The 17262-nt window shown below is 52.2% G+C and carries 27 protein-coding genes; 13 read left to right on the top strand and 14 right to left on the bottom strand.

The genetic code is table 11. From position 1 onward, the window contains the following. Positions 1–617: 617 nt before the first annotated feature. Positions 618–1049 carry a hypothetical protein gene (locus ACU8YC_RS23410; protein WP_446895794.1) on the top strand — a complete coding sequence of 144 codons (432 nt, stop codon included), beginning with the start codon at positions 618–620 and terminating at the stop codon, positions 1047–1049. Positions 1050–1092: 43 nt separating this feature from the next. Here the strand turns inward: ACU8YC_RS23410 and ACU8YC_RS23405 are convergent, their stop codons facing one another. The 13 genes from ACU8YC_RS23405 to ACU8YC_RS23345 all read right to left on the bottom strand — a co-directional run bounded on the left by ACU8YC_RS23405 (position 1093) and on the right by ACU8YC_RS23345 (position 9362). After that, positions 1093–2562 (bottom strand): terminase, encoded by a 1470-nt coding sequence (locus tag ACU8YC_RS23405; RefSeq protein ID WP_446895793.1) that lies wholly within the window; start codon positions 2560–2562, stop codon positions 1093–1095. Next, complete coding sequence (locus ACU8YC_RS23400) at positions 2559–3236, bottom strand: terminase small subunit (RefSeq protein ID WP_446895812.1); 678 nt, start codon at positions 3234–3236, stop codon at positions 2559–2561. Before ACU8YC_RS23400 ends, ACU8YC_RS23405 begins: the two co-directional genes overlap by 4 nt. A gap of 22 nt (positions 3237–3258) precedes the next feature. Then, on the bottom strand, positions 3259–3597 hold the full coding sequence (locus ACU8YC_RS23395; protein ID WP_446895792.1) for a hypothetical protein: 339 nt from the start codon (positions 3595–3597) through the stop codon (positions 3259–3261). Next, positions 3590–3844 (bottom strand): hypothetical protein, encoded by a 255-nt coding sequence (locus tag ACU8YC_RS23390; RefSeq protein ID WP_426021768.1) that lies wholly within the window; start codon positions 3842–3844, stop codon positions 3590–3592. Before ACU8YC_RS23390 ends, ACU8YC_RS23395 begins: the two co-directional genes overlap by 8 nt. Then, the gene (locus tag ACU8YC_RS23385; RefSeq protein ID WP_446895791.1) at positions 3837–4253 is read right to left on the bottom strand and encodes a DUF551 domain-containing protein; all 417 of its coding nucleotides are present in this window, start codon (positions 4251–4253) and stop codon (positions 3837–3839) included. Before ACU8YC_RS23385 ends, ACU8YC_RS23390 begins: the two co-directional genes overlap by 8 nt. 17 nt (positions 4254–4270) lie before the next feature. After that, a complete protein-coding gene (locus tag ACU8YC_RS23380) occupies positions 4271–4891 on the bottom strand; it encodes a DUF551 domain-containing protein (RefSeq protein WP_446895790.1) in 621 nt (206 codons plus the stop codon). Then, positions 4888–5622 carry a DNA-methyltransferase gene (locus ACU8YC_RS23375; RefSeq protein ID WP_446895789.1) on the bottom strand — a complete coding sequence of 245 codons (735 nt, stop codon included), beginning with the start codon at positions 5620–5622 and terminating at the stop codon, positions 4888–4890. Before ACU8YC_RS23375 ends, ACU8YC_RS23380 begins: the two co-directional genes overlap by 4 nt. A 1-nt stretch (position 5623) precedes the next feature. Next, entirely contained in the window at positions 5624–6367 is a 744-nt protein-coding gene (locus ACU8YC_RS23370) for a hypothetical protein (RefSeq protein WP_446895788.1), read from the bottom strand. A gap of 61 nt (positions 6368–6428) precedes the next feature. Next, positions 6429–6773, bottom strand: coding sequence for a DUF1064 domain-containing protein (locus tag ACU8YC_RS23365; protein ID WP_446895787.1), 345 nt, complete (start codon positions 6771–6773; stop codon positions 6429–6431). 120 nt (positions 6774–6893) lie between these two features. Then, positions 6894–7709 carry a DnaT-like ssDNA-binding domain-containing protein gene (locus tag ACU8YC_RS23360; RefSeq protein ID WP_446895786.1) on the bottom strand — a complete coding sequence of 272 codons (816 nt, stop codon included), beginning with the start codon at positions 7707–7709 and terminating at the stop codon, positions 6894–6896. Continuing rightward, positions 7699–8784 carry a DNA cytosine methyltransferase gene (locus ACU8YC_RS23355; RefSeq protein ID WP_446895785.1) on the bottom strand — a complete coding sequence of 362 codons (1086 nt, stop codon included), beginning with the start codon at positions 8782–8784 and terminating at the stop codon, positions 7699–7701. The genes ACU8YC_RS23360 and ACU8YC_RS23355 overlap by 11 nt, the downstream gene beginning before the upstream one ends. Next, positions 8781–8984, bottom strand: a complete 204-nt coding sequence (locus ACU8YC_RS23350) for a hypothetical protein (RefSeq protein ID WP_015971073.1) — start codon at positions 8982–8984, stop codon at positions 8781–8783. The genes ACU8YC_RS23355 and ACU8YC_RS23350 overlap by 4 nt, the downstream gene beginning before the upstream one ends. Positions 8985–9128: 144 nt before the next feature. Further along, positions 9129–9362, bottom strand: coding sequence for a hypothetical protein (locus ACU8YC_RS23345; RefSeq protein ID WP_079780903.1), 234 nt, complete (start codon positions 9360–9362; stop codon positions 9129–9131). A gap of 155 nt (positions 9363–9517) precedes the next feature. On the opposite strand from ACU8YC_RS23345, the gene ACU8YC_RS23340 reads away from it, so the two are divergent. From ACU8YC_RS23340 to ACU8YC_RS23285, 12 genes are all read left to right on the top strand, one after another. Then, complete coding sequence (locus ACU8YC_RS23340; RefSeq protein WP_446895784.1) at positions 9518–10114, top strand: helix-turn-helix domain-containing protein; 597 nt, start codon at positions 9518–9520, stop codon at positions 10112–10114. A 224-nt stretch (positions 10115–10338) separates the two neighbouring features. After that, positions 10339–10488 carry a hypothetical protein gene (locus ACU8YC_RS23335; protein ID WP_181641130.1) on the top strand — a complete coding sequence of 50 codons (150 nt, stop codon included), beginning with the start codon at positions 10339–10341 and terminating at the stop codon, positions 10486–10488. Next, positions 10485–11462 (top strand): hypothetical protein, encoded by a 978-nt coding sequence (locus ACU8YC_RS23330; protein ID WP_446895783.1) that lies wholly within the window; start codon positions 10485–10487, stop codon positions 11460–11462. The genes ACU8YC_RS23335 and ACU8YC_RS23330 overlap by 4 nt, the downstream gene beginning before the upstream one ends. A 7-nt stretch (positions 11463–11469) precedes the next feature. Next, complete coding sequence (locus tag ACU8YC_RS23325; protein ID WP_193157331.1) at positions 11470–11772, top strand: hypothetical protein; 303 nt, start codon at positions 11470–11472, stop codon at positions 11770–11772. Further along, the gene (locus ACU8YC_RS23320) at positions 11769–12590 is read left to right on the top strand and encodes a PD-(D/E)XK nuclease-like domain-containing protein (RefSeq protein ID WP_438798738.1); all 822 of its coding nucleotides are present in this window, start codon (positions 11769–11771) and stop codon (positions 12588–12590) included. The genes ACU8YC_RS23325 and ACU8YC_RS23320 overlap by 4 nt, the downstream gene beginning before the upstream one ends. After that, entirely contained in the window at positions 12587–13468 is an 882-nt protein-coding gene (locus ACU8YC_RS23315) for a recombinase RecT (protein WP_438798739.1), read from the top strand. Before ACU8YC_RS23320 ends, ACU8YC_RS23315 begins: the two co-directional genes overlap by 4 nt. A 46-nt stretch (positions 13469–13514) precedes the next feature. Further along, positions 13515–13763: a helix-turn-helix transcriptional regulator gene (locus ACU8YC_RS23310; RefSeq protein WP_000816432.1), complete on the top strand. Its 249-nt coding sequence runs from the start codon at positions 13515–13517 to the stop codon at positions 13761–13763. A gap of 109 nt (positions 13764–13872) precedes the next feature. After that, positions 13873–14172 (top strand): PerC family transcriptional regulator, encoded by a 300-nt coding sequence (locus ACU8YC_RS23305; protein WP_000041116.1) that lies wholly within the window; start codon positions 13873–13875, stop codon positions 14170–14172. After that, the gene (locus ACU8YC_RS23300; RefSeq protein WP_438798740.1) at positions 14165–14323 is read left to right on the top strand and encodes a DUF1317 family protein; all 159 of its coding nucleotides are present in this window, start codon (positions 14165–14167) and stop codon (positions 14321–14323) included. Before ACU8YC_RS23305 ends, ACU8YC_RS23300 begins: the two co-directional genes overlap by 8 nt. Beyond that, positions 14320–15039, top strand: coding sequence for a hypothetical protein (locus ACU8YC_RS23295; RefSeq protein ID WP_438798741.1), 720 nt, complete (start codon positions 14320–14322; stop codon positions 15037–15039). The genes ACU8YC_RS23300 and ACU8YC_RS23295 overlap by 4 nt, the downstream gene beginning before the upstream one ends. After that, the gene (locus ACU8YC_RS23290; protein WP_438798742.1) at positions 15036–15629 is read left to right on the top strand and encodes an MT-A70 family methyltransferase; all 594 of its coding nucleotides are present in this window, start codon (positions 15036–15038) and stop codon (positions 15627–15629) included. The genes ACU8YC_RS23295 and ACU8YC_RS23290 overlap by 4 nt, the downstream gene beginning before the upstream one ends. Then, positions 15626–15805: a hypothetical protein gene (locus ACU8YC_RS23285; RefSeq protein ID WP_045717171.1), complete on the top strand. Its 180-nt coding sequence runs from the start codon at positions 15626–15628 to the stop codon at positions 15803–15805. Before ACU8YC_RS23290 ends, ACU8YC_RS23285 begins: the two co-directional genes overlap by 4 nt. Here ACU8YC_RS23285 and ACU8YC_RS23280 read toward each other — a convergent pair. Next, the gene (locus tag ACU8YC_RS23280) at positions 15802–17055 is read right to left on the bottom strand and encodes a tyrosine-type recombinase/integrase (protein ID WP_446895782.1); all 1254 of its coding nucleotides are present in this window, start codon (positions 17053–17055) and stop codon (positions 15802–15804) included. The two genes, ACU8YC_RS23285 and ACU8YC_RS23280, sit on opposite strands and share 4 nt — an antisense overlap. Positions 17056–17262: the final 207 nt, after the last annotated feature.

Genomic DNA, 17262 nt, shown 5'->3' with positions numbered 1-17262 from the left:
AACCACATATGATTTATTTAGCGTAGGATATTGACACATATAACATCAGATATTACCTTTTAGGTAATTGATGTTGATGTAACGCAGTGGTTGTACGGCATATGGCACATGTGCCGCAGCGGTCCGGATGGGTTCCCTTGATGCTACTTCCCCAGCCGGGTAGCTGGAATGTGCAAGCCAGTGTTAGGTAAGCACGGACATGACGACTCACCATCGTGGCGATACGGTGTGACACCTCGGAAGAGACGAGGATGCAACGATGAGAGCATTGGGGTGACCGGTTAATCCCGTGACGCTAACCGATACAGGCGCAGTGCTCTCAATGTTGTGGTGAATAAGGCATTAAGCCGGTTACCACCGGTGATTGTTAGAAGCATCTGCGCAGAGTTGCTATGCCGAATAGACTGCGTACCACAACCCAATCACGCCTTAGGACCGTGATAACCGTAGTGCCAGGCAACACTTGGCGGTGGCAGTTTTCTTGAAGGATTGTCACCGCCCTTTTTACACCAGAGCGCCATTGCGATGACGTTGTGCTGTAAACCCGTAACAGCCAAGGAAGGCACCCTTGCTTCCATTTCGCCCGGTTCGCCGGGCTTTTTTTTAAGGTGATTAGAATGAGTAAAGACCTGTTCGACATGAAGCGCCTTCCGGTTGACCGGGTTGCTGCGAGGGTTGTTGGTAATGGCGTGGATTGGACGCCAAATAAAGTTATCCAGACAGGTGACAGCGATCTGCCACTTCCTATTTTTCCAACCTACAACATAAAAAACCCTCAGCATCGCCGAGAGGTTCAATCAATGGTCGGAAGAAAGCGCGGGAGATTGACAATAATTGGCCTCGCTGTCACACAGGGAGCAAAAAATAAAGGGGCTCGCTATGTCGCTCGTTGTGTTTGCGGGATTTATACGTATCGCAGAGCAAAAAATTTCAAGAATAATTCTGATGAGTTTGACGGATGCGAGCGTTGTCGAGAACTGCTATTCCTTAAGCGAGAGGAAGTTAAACGCAGAACGGGAAAATGGGTTGACTGGAAAGAGCTGATATAAGGCCGTGACATGTCACAATCAGCCCGCCGATGCGCGGGCTTTTTTATGCAAACGGATCATATTCTGTGATGGCTTTTCCCTGCTGCTGTCGCGGATCATTAACCTTCTTCGTTACAGGGAATGCAAACGTCAGCAGCAGCGCGTCACCCTTGCCAGGCGATCGGCCTAACCGTTCTTTGATGTCTTCCTTCGGTTCAATAACTATCTTGCCATCCACCCTGACTTTGTACTCTGCAGCTGACAGGTCGTCAGCCGTTTCCTGGTCATCCAGTGCACCACCAATTTTCAGCCACGTTTTGCAACTGTTGAACATCTCGCCGCGCTTGTTGAGCATCTGCGGATCGGTGGAGCCGCCACCGAAAGGTATCAGTTGCCAGGAACGGCCCCAGCCATCACCAATTGATTTCAATCCTGTTCCGTAACCGAAGTCGATAAATACCGCATCGGCTTTGTATTCGTCCTCAAAGTCGGCGATGCGCTTCGCCATAATCAGATCATCGGTTGTCTTGTTGCCGGTCCATAGCACTTTGCTGTGCAGCCCCTGCCGCAGGTAAATCACTGCGTCATCCACGCCGGAATATGCCGGGTCGACACCGATAATCACCGGAGCGTGCGCCACCTGACCGGCGGTAACCACGCGCTTCATTGCCTCGTCAGTGAGACCTGTCGGGATAAACTGCAGCTCTGACGCGTCAGGGAAGATCCCGCGCACACGAACCTTCACGAAGTCGCTGTCCTCGCCGTAGTCATCAACCCACTTCTGCAACTGCTGCTTGTTGGTGCCTTCCACGGTACGTGAATCAATCTGTGAGCACTTCCAGCGGTGTTTGTATTTGCGGAAGCATTCACGGAAACGCCCGGTGTTACGCGTCGGGTTTCCGAACGCCACCCAGATGATTTCGGTGTCCTCGTCCGTCAGCGCCCCCTCTGCTACCTCCCACACCAGATCGGCAATGTTGGACGCTTCATCGAATACCACTATGATGCGCTTACGTTCGTTGTGCAGACCGGCGAACGCCTCAGTGTTGTGCTCAGACCATGGGATGGCATCAGCGCGCCAGCGTTTGTCATGACCGGGATCATTGCTGTACATCGCCGTGGCGGTGCAGGTAAACCACTCTTTCGTGATAGCCAGGTTGGACCATTTGATGATTTCAGGCCATGTTTTGGTGCGCAGCTGGTTGTCGGTGTTGGCGGTAACCACCACCTTGCAGTCCTCACAAGTGGACATGCCCCAGTTGATCAGCATAGAGATGAACGCAGATTTACCGATACCGTGGCCGGATGCGCGGGCCAGCATTATCGGCTGGTGACGTGTTGCTGGGTTCTGGAGGTGATCTCGTATCTCGCGGAATGCGTCAGCCTGCCATTTTCGCGGGCCGGTGGCATGTGCCAGCTCAGTGCCCTCTTCTCCCCACGGGAATGCATACAACGCATAGCCCAGCGGGTCATACGTGAACGATGCAATATCCTCGACTAGCTGCTCTTCCGGCGACATGGCTGCAGCTGTCATTCTTCACCACCAGCCTGCTCTTTCACGCGACGGCGGGCCTTCGCCATGCGGTCCGCAATGGTGACGGTGCCGGAAACCTCCAGGCGCTCTTTGAACGCATTGACGTCAACGTGCTTACCGATAAGCTCCAGGTTCTTCACCTTGTCAGGCCATTTTATTTTTTTGAGGATGCCAACCAATTCTTTCTCGTCGCCACGACCTTCGAACATGTCGGCAAGCTCGAACCCTGTCAGGTACTGCCGCCAGACCTTGGGCCATTCTGAAACCGGCTTGATGCTCATATCGTCGTTCAGGATATCCAGCACATCCATCTGGTCGATTTCCACCAGACGTAGCAGTACGTAATCAGCACTGACGCGCAGGCGCTTGTTGCGCTCTTCCATCAGTTCGGCGATCCGTTTCTGGATGCGCTCATCACGCATCATGACACTGGCTTTGACCGCTGCCGTATTAGGTGAGAATCCTGCGTTAATCGCTGCCTGCGTCTGATTCTCTGGGCATTTGGTATATTCCTGCGCGTAAGCCTCCTGCATCGCTGTCAGTGGCTTGTACTGCGTTGATTTGCGTTTTGGTGCTTTTGGTTCTGCGGGCATTGTTACCACCAAAGTAATAATTACCGTTTTGGTAATAGTAACACGCAAAACAAAGCCGCCATAGTCGGCGGCCATTGCAATTTATTGTCGCTAGCGTGACATGTCACACTGATAACTTAGTCTCATGCCAGCCACGCGTCACCCAGCACGCCGAATCACCATCGCACGGACACGACTCAACTGGCAGCGCATCGCCGCACTTCCCGCACTTGTTGGCACTGATTGACTTGATACGGCCACGCACTCGCGCATCATCCTGGCGAATCAGCAACGCAATGTACTCGTTCATGTCATACGGCGCACGACCAGGGCGACGGGCGGCGCAGTTTCGCGCCAGCATCTCTATTTCCTGCTCGTCGAGTTGCAATTCCATCTTGCGGTTACCGGCTTCAACCTGCCTGGCACGCTGCGCGGCTTTGCGCTCTGCTGCGGATTTAGCCATTGCTCACCGCAGAAGTAATCGTATTGAACGGACAGGCAACGCCGATTGGGTGGCGACCGTTACAGATAAAACAACGGATAGTATTTAGTGGCTCATAGGTACTTACCACCTGCTCGCGCTCTTCTTGTTCGCTTAGTGCATCACGGAACGCGACGGCAACAACCTTGCCACCAAACGCCTCCATGTGAGCATGTACAGGAGGCTCTTTACCGTCTTCAAACTCAATAACGAAAGTTAACTTAGACATTCTTCACCTCCTGCTGCGGTGCTGCTGGCAGTTCCATCCAGTGCGTTACGCGACCGCCATTATCGCTTTCAACCCACCACCGCTCACCATTCCATGAGCAGTTCCACTGATAATTCGACTTACCTAGGCTGTTCTGCTCTTCTACGTAGCACCAGTAGCGACCCATTTCATCCGGCATTCGTTCACCTACCGGAATCCAGCCAACATGGATTTCCTTATGGTTTGCATTTATCGCCTTGTGAGCCCTCCAAAGCTCGACATACTGATTAACAGACCATCCTGATTTGATGAATTCACGAGCTTCAGCCGCGTCAAACGTGAATGAAGTCTCACCTCCTTCTGGTGAGGTTACGGCATAAAGGTCTGCAACCGGCTTAATCTGCGTTACAGCTTCATTGCTTGATTTCATAGCCTGAATACACGGCATCACTTCATCTCCCGCTTCGGTTCTGGTAGTGGAATCCAATTGATTACATCGCATTCAGGGATGCTGGTATCATCTCCAAGCCATCCTTGACCTTCAGACCAACACTGCACGTAATAACCATACTCCGTGTTTACCACGCACCATTGAGCATCTTTCGGCATCCGCTCGCTTACCGGAATCCAACCATCCGGAGTTACCGGAGAGTTGCCAGCCTGAAGCATGGCGGCGCGGCATGCGTTCCATCCCCTGACTTCTGCGATTGCTGCAACTGCATCAACAGCGTACATTTTCAGAGGGTTAGGCATTGGTTTTTCATCCGGCACTACAGGCGCTGCCGGGGCTGTGTAGAGTGGTTGCACAAGAACTTCACCATCCTCAGCTACAATTTTTGCGCGACGCTGGTCATTGGTTACATGGCGCTTATCGCGATATTCCCACTGCCACGCCACAGGCTCAGCATCAAACGCCGCAATAGCCTCATCAATCACCTTCACAGCATCAGCCATTGCGTAGCCGATATTACCGCCGTCGCTTTGTGCTGCTGCTTTACTGAGTATTTCGCTTATCTGGTGCAGGCGATCGAGTGATACAGGACCGTTCGCCGGGTGGTTAGTTGTCATGCTGCATACTCCTGTTTAATTCCCATGCGCTGACATGCGGTTTGGAAAATTGTGACGTCTTTCTCAATGCCGATAAAATTGCGCCCAGTCTGCTGGCAGGCAACACCCGCGGTACCGCTACCCATTGTGAAATCCAGTACCGTATCACCAGGATTGCTATACGTTTCGATCAAATACTGAACCAGTGCCAGTGGCTTCTGAGTCGGGTGATAGTTTCCCGTCTGTTTGTCGCTCGAGAAGAACTGAACATCTCTCGGATACCGCTGTGTTGAATCGTATTCAGTCAGAGACATGGCCTTACCGTAGCACTCTGAATTGACAGTCTTCCGCTTACTGGTCTTGCGTGTGTGGCCATCGGTCATCTGCGGGTTGTAGGTCGGCTGTCGGCGGTAAAAAACCTCGATGTTTTCATGTGCGCGAAGAGGCTGCTTTTTGGCATTCAGAAAACCCGTGGCATTTCCTTTTTCCCATACCCATTCCGCTCGCCAGTCTCGTAAGTTGCTGGCAACCAGCACGCTGGTAAAAGGCTGAGCGGAAAACAACACGATAGCCGCTGTTGGCTTGGCGATGCGATAGAGTTCATGCCACATCACCTGCAGGTCTAACACCGAATCCCAGCGGCACTGGGTAGTGCCGTAGGGAATATCAGCGCAAACCAGATCAACGGTACCGTCTTCAAATTGTGGGAAGACGTCGAAACAATCTGCATTGCGGAGCGTTACTTCTACCATCTCACTCCCCCTTCACGCCAATGCCCGCGGCGCGGTCAATACGTTCGATTTCTGCCAGAATAAGAGCGCCAGCTTTTATCAAGTCTCGGCGTGCTCCTGATTGCTTCCACCAGTCAGGCGACCACGGCCAATGCGCTGGAGTGGAGAAACCTTGGTTGTGCGCATGAATTGCGTAACAAGCCGCTGCATCTGCTAATTCGCTATTTTGATATGCGTTGTCATGTTCAGGAGTCCATCCTTCAACCGATTGTTGCCGCTGACGTTCGGCTATAACATCCAGAATTGCGGGATTGAATGAACGCTCCTCCAGTTCTGCAATCTGATTCCGATAGTCAGCAACCATCCTTCTCACTTGCTCCAGCGGCGTAACGCTTCCACCATCTGGAGGGTCCATGTACTGAGTACCGGGTAGGAGTTCGCAGAGGGAGTTATCCAGCGCCTCAAGTAACGCCTGTTTATCACGTAGAGATTCTTCCAGTTCAGCAACATGACATTCGCTATCAATGAGGTTGTTCTCTTCAGCCGCCAGCTCCCTGCACTTGCTCTCGGCGTTAGCGAGCTGTACTGCCATGTCTGTGAGCTTTTGCTCAAGTGCTGAGAATTTCTCTGCAACTGATTTAGGTCCATCTTCGCCGCAAGCCTTCATCATAGCTATTTCCCAGACCCGCTCATTAGCCAGCGCCGCATCACAGAGGCGCCTTGATCTATCCAACTGCTCTTCAAGCTCTTCATAACTCGGTTTCATTTTTACCCTCGCTTACCCGTATAAGTTATTGATTAGTTTGATAACTAAAAGGATCGTCGATTTAGAACTCTTCGACGTTCCAGCCGCCACCCGCTTTCTTTGGCTTAACCGTTACCCCGATGATGCGAAACGGGTACTGGTCTGCTGCAACTTTGGTTTTCACCCTGGCATCGTCGGTCCAGAAACCTTTCACCTCGTGCAGTTCCATCTCACCGGTGGTGAGCATCACTGCGAAGTCAGGCGTGTAGAACGTGTTATCAGCCAGACGCAACTTGATTCCTTCGAACCGATACCAGGCTATTTCCCCGGCATGTTTGCGTAACTCAAGGTGCTGGCAGTAAGCCGATTCGGTTTTATTCATCTGGCCTGTCTTGAGCCTTCCGAGTGCCTGCAACTGCCTTTTCATGATTTACCTCTCAGGTAATTTAAAACCACAAATGAGTTAATTTCAATAGCGCTGCGCATATTTTATTACCTTTTTGGTAATTCATCAGATGTAAAAAAATGCGCTACTGCGCTCCCGGTGTTAACCGCGAAATCCCGGTGGGATCTCGCTGTCTGGTTCTGGTACTGCGTTAACGTCCCTCTGCTGCGTTCTCGCTGGCTTTGTCCTGGACAGTTGAACACTGCGCGCCAGTTTCTGCTGCCACTGGTCGTGATGGAATGCCTTGCCCTCTGCTTTCCAGTACGTGATGAAATCAGCCAGTTCAAATGGCGTCACATCGGTTTTAAGGTTTACCCCCCATAGGGCAGCTCGTTTGGTGAAATCAGGATCCGGCGTCCAGCTATCAGGTATGGTGAATTTACCCATCGCTCCTGATCCTCCTGGTGGGACATATCCATCAATCACGGAATTTGTTGCATGGGGGTCGGGTTTGTCACCTCCGGAGTTATCCACAGGCTGATTTTTCGCTTCGCCTATGTGTGGGGTTTTATCTTTTAGATCTTCTCTTCTCTTCTCTTCTCTGGTCCGCTTTTTGTCCGCTTCTGATGCGGACGCTTTGCGGACATTTCTCTTCCTGTCTGCGTCCTGAGCACGGCGCTTGGCTGACTGTCCGTTATGGGCTTCAAAGCGCGGCATTACTAGGCTTTCGCCTTCTTCTTCCAGCCATCCGACAGCCATCATTGCACGCGCAAATCCGGGGAAGCCGATCAGGTCGTCGAGAGTCTCCGCACTGTATCCGTCAAGAAAACCGTCAACAGAGTGGACATCAAAAAGACACCATGCGGAATGTAGTCCGCCAACTATCCGCAATCTGTCCGCTTTCAATGCGGACGCCATGCGGACAACTTTAGGGTGCGTGTGCAGGTCGGCACGCATCTTGATCCAGTCACCGGCCATAGCTAACCCCCATATAAGCCCGGATGAATTCAGCCGCGGCCTGTGCGTTTATGGCGTTACCGTAGCCTTTGAGTCGGCCGACGCGGTTGCTGCTTGCCACTCTTGCCACCCCGGGCTCGACTCGTCCCAGGCGCGCGGCAGCCCCATCAACCAGCGGGAATGTGCCGGGTTCAACTGGACGCCATTTGCCATCTCGACATAAGAGCCAGTCCGCATCTCGCCAAAAACCGTTAACCTCAAGGGCCCGGTAATCCCTGCGAAGTCCTGCAAGCGCTGCTGGGTCTTGCTGCCGTCCTGTCGATACATGTTCATTGCCGCATCCACTGATGGCGATCGAGTGTTGTTTGTTGTCGGTATAGGCCAACCCGTCATGAAAGCCTGGCGCGGCAACTGATCCAGTCGCTCCTTCCCATCCCGCTGCGCTGTCATTCCTGCCGAGTCCTTCCAGTCGCGTGAGGTTGGTGTCACCCAGCCCGCTAAAGCCGCCGCCCATCCGATTTTGTTCGGAGTTGCTCGACCATCCCCGCTCATCTGCACTGTCGTTGCGTTGGTGATATTGCTCACCTGCGGAGTTGGCCACCCAATAAGCTCGTTCTCTGATGTGCGGCGCACCGATGCCCGCTGCCGCAAACGGCACAAGCCCGAAGGCGTATTCCATTCCTTCCAGGTCAGCTTGTACAAGGTCGAACCATGTGTTTGCGTTACTGCTTGCAACCTGTTCGCCAAAGACATGCTGAGGTCTGCACTCGCTGATGAGGTGGAAGAAGTGGGGCCAAAGGTGCCGCTCGTCAGTAAACCCATCTCCTTTGCCTGCCGCGCTGAAAGGCTGGCACGGGCAGGAGCCTGTCCAGACCGGTTTATCATCAGGCCATCCGGCGAGGCGGAGGGAATGTGACCAGACGCCAATTCCGGCGAAAAAGTGGCATTGGGTAAAACCTCTGAGGTCGTCAGGTGTGACATCTTCAATACTCCGTTCGTCAACTTCGCCAGGAGCAATATGACCGCCGGCGATAAGGTTACGCAGCCATTGAGCTGCAAATTGGTCGATTTCGTTGTAGTAGGCTGCTGGGATCATGCTGCCTCTCTTGCCATTCTGGCTGCCTTCATTTTTTCGGAACGAAGCTTTGCCTGTCGGCGTGCCCGTTCGTTATTGCACTGCACACACTCGCCGCTAAGGGTGTAGCGCTCGCTATCATGACCGTGGATACATTTCTTCCCGGTGTAGAATCGAGTAAGGCCCAAATCAAGAGCCTCACGCTGGGTGATTCGCTTCATCGGATTACCTCTTTGTTATTTATCTTTGGTAATTTTGCACTAAGACGAAAAAAGATCAACCGTATATGGTTTTTTATTACCTGAAAGGTGTTTTATGCAGGAAGGAGCCGCCAGGGGGTGACGGCATTGATGGGTTCAGAGGGATTATCGGTCGTAGAAGAAGAGCACTAATTCAGGTTTAGACTTTGTCCATTCGCGGGAACGACATGCTTTAAACAGTCCGTCCATCAGTCGCTTACCTGGCATCTTGCGGCGCCCGGTCAGGTGCGTCTGGATGTAATGACTGGTGGTTCCGGCTTCATCTGCAAATGCTTCACGCTCAACAGGAGACAGCCCCAGCCAGTGCTTTTTGAAATCAAATTTTTTTTCGTCACTCATATTTTGCTTATCTCAGCCTGTCTATTCATATCTGAATTATTACCTTTCTGGTGAAAAAATCAATGATTATTACCGTTTTGGTAAGTTTACCCTTATGGTAATATTCGTTTAGATTTAATTGGTTAGGTGTTAATTAATGGGCAAATACAATAGCTATGAAAAGTATTTATGACATAAGGCGTGAAAACCTTAATGAAATCATCAGACGCGACTTTGATGATACTCAGCTGCGTTTCGCTGAGAGAGTGAAGCGTCCGCAGAACCTGGTTAACCGGTGGTGTACCGGTCTAAAGAATATCGGCCCCAATGCCGCGCGTCTCATTGAAGAAGCAGCCAGAAAAGAAAAGTTCTGGCTCGATGTCGATCACGAACTGTCATTCATTCCGGCTGATAACTTTGTTAAGTCCACCGAAGACGGTGAATGGACTGTTGAAAAGCAGGCTGCGGCCACGCTTAATGCCTGGATGAGAAAGAACGCGGAAATGACATCCGAGAAGAAAGTTGCTGTCGCAGCTGGAATTGGCCCGGCCACTGTTAACCGGATTATGAAAGCGGAAGTCAGCACAACCATCGGTGTTCTTTCCTCCCTGGCGCGCGCGTTCGGGCATGAAGCATACGAGATGATTATTCCCGTCGGCGCTCCTGGTGTTATCGACTATGACCACCGGATGTATGCAGCTCTGCCGCAGGAAGAGAAAAACAAGATCACCTCATTCATCAACTTCGTGTTTGAGCAGAACAAAAGCAAGTAATCCCCCGCCATTCTGACGCTTTACCTGCCCAATGGCGGTAGGCTCACGCCTCACTCAATTACCAAAATGGTAATTTTTTCTCGTCATACCTATTGACACAATCACTTTTTGATCTGATTATTACCCAAAAGGTAATACAAGAGCGCATTGCTCAGGCAGAAACCACCACTTCGTGGCTTTCCTGCATCTACAGGTATTACCAAAATGGTAATAGCGAGGTTTATATGCAGTGGAAAGTCATCAACGGTTGGTACTGCGTTACGGCTTGCGGACTGATGAGCTGGAAGTTTCGCACGCTGGATGAAGCAATGAACTGGGTATTCGTCAGCAAGCTGGCGGTAAAAACGGAAATGGATATGGGGGTGAGCAAGTGAGCGAATCAAAAGAACTGGTGCTGGTACAACTTCCTGCACCTGCAGATCTGGAAGCGGCATTCATCAGTGATGAGTACATCTCAAACCTGATTGCTGATATTCGCCAGAAAGCATTATCGGTAGTTGGTGACGTCAACACAGTTAAGGGACGCGGCGTTTATATCAGCATGGCATCTACCGTTCGTCGCACTAAAACAGCCATCGACGAAGCAGGAAAAAATCTGGTTGCAGAAATGAAAAAGCGACCTGCCCTTGTCGATGCAAGCCGCAAAAAAGTACGCGATGCGCTGGATGAACTGGCGGTAGAAATACGTCGACCGGCTACCGAATGGGAAGCCGAACAGGATCGCATCAAAGCTGAAGAAGCTGCTCGAGTTAAGGCTGAAAACGACCGTAAGCAGTTCGAGTCAGATCACGAAATTGCTCTGCTGATGAATGACGCATTCGACCGAGAAGCGAAGTCGAAAGCAGAAGAAGCAGAGCGCCAGCGCATTGCTCATGAAGAAGAGTTAAAGCGGCAGGCAGAAGAAAAGGCCAAGCGTGAAGCCGAAGAGAAGGCAGCAGTTGAACTGGCTGCTGCTCAGAAGCGCGAAGCGGATGCGATTGCAGCAAAAGCTCAGGCTGAATTACTTGCTAAGCAAGCACAGGAACGCGCCGAGCAGGAAGCAAAAGAAGCTGCTGAAAAGGCAGAACGCGAAAAGCAGGAGGCTATCGCAGCTGAGCAACGCAAGGCGCAGGAAGAAGCAGATAGAATCAAACGTGAAGCAGAAGCAAAAGAGTCTGCTCGCCTGGCTGAAGAGAAGCGAATCGCTGATGAAGCAGCAGCACGCGCTGCTGATGTAGAGCACCGTCGGGCCATTAATGCTGCTGCGGTCCAAGCGCTAATTGACCAGGGTATTCCTGATGACTGGGCGAAGGCATGTGTTGTCGCCATCGCTCGCGGGAAAGTTCCAGCAACAACCATCAACTACTGAGGTGGCTATGCACATTCAGCAATTTAATAACCTGAAAAAAATAGCAGCTCAGTTCAGCAATGACTACCAGCTGTCATCAGAACTGTACGACCGCCACGTTGAACTTATCGAAGCAGTTGTTGGTTGCGAAATGGAAGAGTCATTCAAACGCGCCATTCTCCGTGCCGGCGTTCGTTATGAGGTGATGGAGGCGGCATTTGAAAGCGATGATTTCGAAGAGCTTATGTCGTCGTTCAAACGTGAATTAACTGGCGTCATCGCCCGTCTTGATCTTGCTGACCAGATCGACAGCAAAAGGAATGCGGCATGAATACCGGTATCTATTTCGACATCAGCAACGAGGACTACCACGCCGGTGACGGCGTGAGTAAGTCACAACTGGATATGGTGGCCAAGAACCCTGCCCTTCTTAAATGGGTGAAGGCTGCTCCGGAAGATGAAGAGAAGAAATCCGCACTGGACATGGGTACTGCTCTGCACTGCCTGCTGCTGGAGCCGAAGGAATTCGACAAGCGTTTCATCGTGGCGCCACAGTTCAACCGCCGCACCAATCAGGGTAAAGACGATGAAGAAGCATTCATGAAAGACGTTGCTGGCATGGGTATGACGGTGATGGATGCCGAACAGGGCCGGAAACTGAAACTGATGCGCGACAGTGCAATGGCTCATCCGGCGGCGCGCTGGATGCTGGAAGCACCAGGCCACTGTGAAGCATCGATGTACTGGAATGACGATGAGACTGGAGAGTTGTGCCGAATACGCCCTGATAAGTGGCTGAATGAACACAACGTGATCGTCGACGTGAAAAAGGTTGCAGACATGGATCGCTTTGCACGTCACATCGAGGAATTCCGCTATCACGTCCAGGACGCCATGTACCGCGAAGGCGCACTGAAAGTAACAGGGCAGCCACACGGATTCTTCTTCCTGGCTGTGAGTGAAACCATCGACTGCGGTCGATACCCGGTCCGAGTATTCGAGCTGGATGCGCCGGATGTGGACGCCGGTCACCAGTTATTCCGCCGGGATCTGAACACCTATCACGAATGCCGCATCAGCGATGAATGGGGTGGCGTGGAAATTATTAAACGCCCTGAGTGGGCACGCAAACAGGATATGTACGTATGAGCAACGATATCGCAATCACATCACAGCCAGGCGCTACCGTCGGCACCGCTGCTGCAATCTTCAGTCCTGAGGGTATGGACCGCCTGGTGCGTTTCGCAACCCTGATGGCAGACAGTAAAGCAACAGTTCCTCAGCACCTTGCTGGTAAGCCTGCTGACTGCCTGGCTGTAACCATGCAGGCAGCACAATGGGGCATGAACCCGTTCGCTGTTGCGCAGAAGACGCACGTGGTTAATGGCACGCTGGGCTATGAGGCGCAGCTGGTAAACGCGGTTGTGTCATCTTCTAATCTTCTGGCTACCCGCCTGAATTACCGCTGGGACGGCGACTGGTCAAAGGTGAATGGTAAGAGCGACAAATCTCCATCACTGACCGTAACAGTATCGGCAGTACTGAAAGGCGAAGCAGAACCGCGTGAACTTACCATCAGCATGGCTCAGGCCGGTGTCCGTAACTCTCCACTGTGGGAACAGGATCCACGTCAGCAGCTTGCTTATCTGTGCGTTAAGCGCTGGGCTCGCCTGCATGCCCCTGATGTTCTGCTCGGCGTTTACACCCCTGACGAATTGCAGGAGACAACACAGCGTGTTGAGCGAGATATCACGCCAGCAGCGGCAACGGCTCAAGGCATGAACAGCCTGATCAACTCAAAGCCAGAGCAGAAGCAGGAAGATCGTCAGCAGCACAAAGATGATCGCGGCCCTGAAGAGATTCTGCACGCATTTTCCGGCGCGGCGATGAACTACAACACCCAGGCCGACCTGGACAAAGCGTACAAATATGTTGCTCAGAAACTGGCAGGTGATGATGACCTGCTGGCAAAAGCAACCGACGTTTACACCATCCGTTGTGACGAACTGAACGAAGTACCGATGTAACCACCACTGCGGCGCTACGCGCGTCGCAAATGCAAGAGAGGTAATGATGAAAAGAGCATTTGGCAAAAAGGAACTGATGGCAGTGGTGCCGGTATCTATGAGCACCATTGACCGCATGGAGCGCAATGGCGAGTTCCCGCAGCGCTTCTGGATCACTGATAAGCGTTGTGCATGGAACGCTGAAGAGGTTGAGAACTGGCTTGATGAACGTCAGGCCACCAGCCCGGCAGAGTTCACCGGAAAAAAGCCGCCGGTTGATCAGCGCGTTTACCGCCCAGTAAGTAACGCCGCATGACAGCGCTGATCAGGCACTGGGAAAAATGGTCAGGATGGTACTTATTCCTGACCGCCGTTTCCGCCTGGCTGTATCTGCTGGCGGTTATTTTCAGAGAAGGCTGGATCCGATGAGCAAATTAACCCGTCTTGAAAAGTATCACCTGAACTATGTGTCTCAGCGTCAGGCGTCAAAAGTAGTCGCCGTAACTCCTGCGGCGATGGAGGTAGAAAAGCGCGCTGTTGAGCGAGAATCGAAAGGCCAGTTCCGCATTGCAGCAAGACTCTGGTTGCTGTGCATGGATGCAGCAGTCGGTGAGGTTGAACGCGCAAGAATAGCGATACGCCGCGATCAGTGCATATCGAAAGGCAATGGCCTGCGCCGTGGTGAATACGCAGGGATCGGATGTCGCGGGGTGGTGTATGACTAACCCTCACGACAATATCCGCGTCGGTAGCATCACGCTGGTTTATTCAACTCTGCGCCGTGGTTGGTTAGCGCCAGGCGGCGTCGTTATCAGAAACCCATTAAAGGCTCAGCGCATTGCTGAGCTGATGAATAATAAGAAGGTTGCAGCATGAAAGAGCGCGGAATGATTTTTAACGCTGAGATGGTGCGCGCCATTCTCGACGGCCGGAAGACGCAGACGCGCCGTCCTATCAAATGGAAACAGACTCGGTTCACTGAAATCGGTGAACGTGAAGATGGTAGCAATTGGCCGTGGAGTGAAGACACAGAGAACGTCTGTGATTACTGGCATCCGTGCCCGTTCGGCGCTGTCGGCGATCGCATCTGGGTTCGCGAGACGTGGGCGCTCCTGGGTAACGAAGACGGTTGCTGTGTGGACTGGAATGACAACCTGTGTAAGGGCGACGAAAAGACTGCTGCACGCATTTACCGCGCCAACTGCGAACAGCGCCCCGGAGATTATGGGTTGTGGTCTATACCCGACGATGCCTACTGGAAGCCGCACACTGAAAATGAAAAATTTGAAGGCGCGTGGCGCCCATCAATCCACATGCCGCGCTGGGCATCCCGCATTCTTCTGGAAATCACCGACGTCCGCGTGGAGCAGCTTAACGCTATCAGCGAAGAGGATGCGAGAGCAGAAGGGATTATTGACGGTGGCTGTCTCAATTGCGGTGAACCTGAACCATGCGGTTGCGCTAATCCAGAGCCTGACGCGACAGATGCTTTCGCCTACCTGTGGCAATCAATCTATGGACAGGAAAACTGGAACGCTAACCCATGGGTCTGGGTTATCGAATTTAAGCGCATTGAAGGCGGTGAAGCATGACTGGTAAATACACTCTTATCTATGCGGATCCTCCATGGACATATCGTGACAAAGCAGCCGACGGCGAGCGCGGCGCCGGGTTTAAATACCCAGTAATGAACGTGCTTGATATCTGCCGCCTGCCTGTGTGGGATCTTGCCGCCGATGATTGTCTGCTGGCTATGTGGTGGGTTCCTACTCAGCCGGTTGAGGCATTGAAGGTTGTCGAAGCGTGGGGCTTCAAGCTGATGACCATGAAGGGATTCACCTGGCACAAAACGAACAAGCACAAAGGAAACAGCGCGATCGGCATGGGCCACATGACCAGGGCGAACAGCGAAGACTGCCTGTTTGCAGTACGCGGCAAACTTCCTGCCCGCATGGATGCCTCAATATGCCAGCACGTTACGGCGCCGCGCCTGGAGAACTCGCGCAAGCCGGACGTTATCCGCGAAAAACTGGTTCAGTTGCTTGGCGATGTGCCGCGCATTGAGCTATTCGCCCGCCAGTCGTCCCATGGCTTCGACGTTTGGGGCAATCAGTGCGACGGACCAGCAGTGCAGTTGCTTCCGGGCTGCTCCGTACCAGTTGTGAGAACGGAGGCCGCATGACCATGTTCAATGAGGCGGAGTTAATCCGCCAGTTGGAAGAGCAGCGCGCTGTGATTGTGCAGAAAAGCGCGCAAGTTAACTGGCTGCAAACTGAAAATAGCGTCTTGCACAAGAAATGCGAAGAACTGCAAATGACTGTTGAGCTTCAGAGAGAATTTATAAAATCCAGAAATTAATCACCTTCACTCATCCATCGCTCAAACTTCGACGGGGAGAACGACACCAGATCGGTGTGCTCCCCTGCTATCCAGGCATCAACCATATCCGCCCACTGCTGCAACATATAGGCACGTTGCCGGGCATACTCCGCTTTGTTATACACCGCACGAACTCCCTTCTGCTCATGCGCCAGCGCCTTTTCAATCCAGTCTGATGGATATCCTGCCTCATGTAGCAGCGTGCTGGCTGTTCGGCGCAGGTCGTGCACAGATAAGTCATCCAGATGCCCGCCAGCATCATTCACCGATTCGACAGTGACATTGATCAGCCTGTTCAGTGCGGCGTTGGATAATGGCTTGCTCACTGAGTAGCGCCCGGGTAAAAGGTATTCACTTCCACCAGCGCACATCTGCAGGCCAACCATGAGATCCTGCGCCTGCTTTGGCAGATAGATAACGTGCGCCCTGCTTCCCTTCATACGGTCTGACGGTATGGTCCATGTCCATTTTTTGAAATCAACCTCTGACCATGTGGCATGAGTGAATTCACTTTTTCGGACCAGGGTAAGAAGAACCAGTTTTAATGCCAGTTTCATCGTGGCCATAGTCCCGACGTGATCCAGAGCGCGGAAGAATACACCGATCTCTTCAGGTTGCAGCGTACGGTCGCGCGGCTTAAACATAGCTATTGATGAAGGCTTGATGTCCGCAGCCGGATTAAACAGGCCGTGCCCGCGGTCATTGGCATAACGGTATACGCTGCTGATTATCTCTCTGGCCTGCACCGCCGTCGCCCGCCCGCCACGTTCGACAATGCGATCGCACAGGTCACGCACCATGCCGGTGGTTATCTCAGCCATCATCTTGTTACCCAGAACAGGCATGATATCGCGTTCGATAACGGCCTGTTTCATTGCCCGGGTACTGTCAGCCAGAATGACGTGCTTCATATAGCTGTCGGTATGTACCGCGAATGTTTCAGCGCCACGGATCTTTTTTATACCGTCACGTTTAGCCGCAGCTGGCGACTGGCCTGCCTTTAACAGCTTTTTTGCAGCAATTAGTTCTTCACGCGCTTCCGCCAGACTGATACCGTCACGACCATACTGACCGATGACCAGGGTTTCCCTGCGTCCGTTAATGCGATAGTCGTACCTGAACGAGACAGATCCGGAGGTAAGCACAGCGACATACAGGCCGTCACGATCCGAAACCTTATACAGTTTGTCCTGCGGTTTGAGGTTTTTTAATTTGGTATCAGTAAGCACAATTCACCCGTAAAGCATCCATGGTTTGACGGTATGAAGAGTATACCTTTAGGGTAATACCGTCACCTGTACCGGCGAAAAATGTGAGATATAGTGAATAGATATGATGTGATATAAAGAAAAACCCCCTGCAAAAACAGAGGGTTGAGTTCGAAATTGAATAGAAATGATTAGCTACGAGTTAGCTGTAAATCATTCCCACTCAAT

Source organism: Citrobacter sp. VF227 (assembly GCF_052950715.1).
Note: the sequence above shows the minus strand (reverse complement) of the source record. Positions and strands in the feature narration are given on the sequence as shown.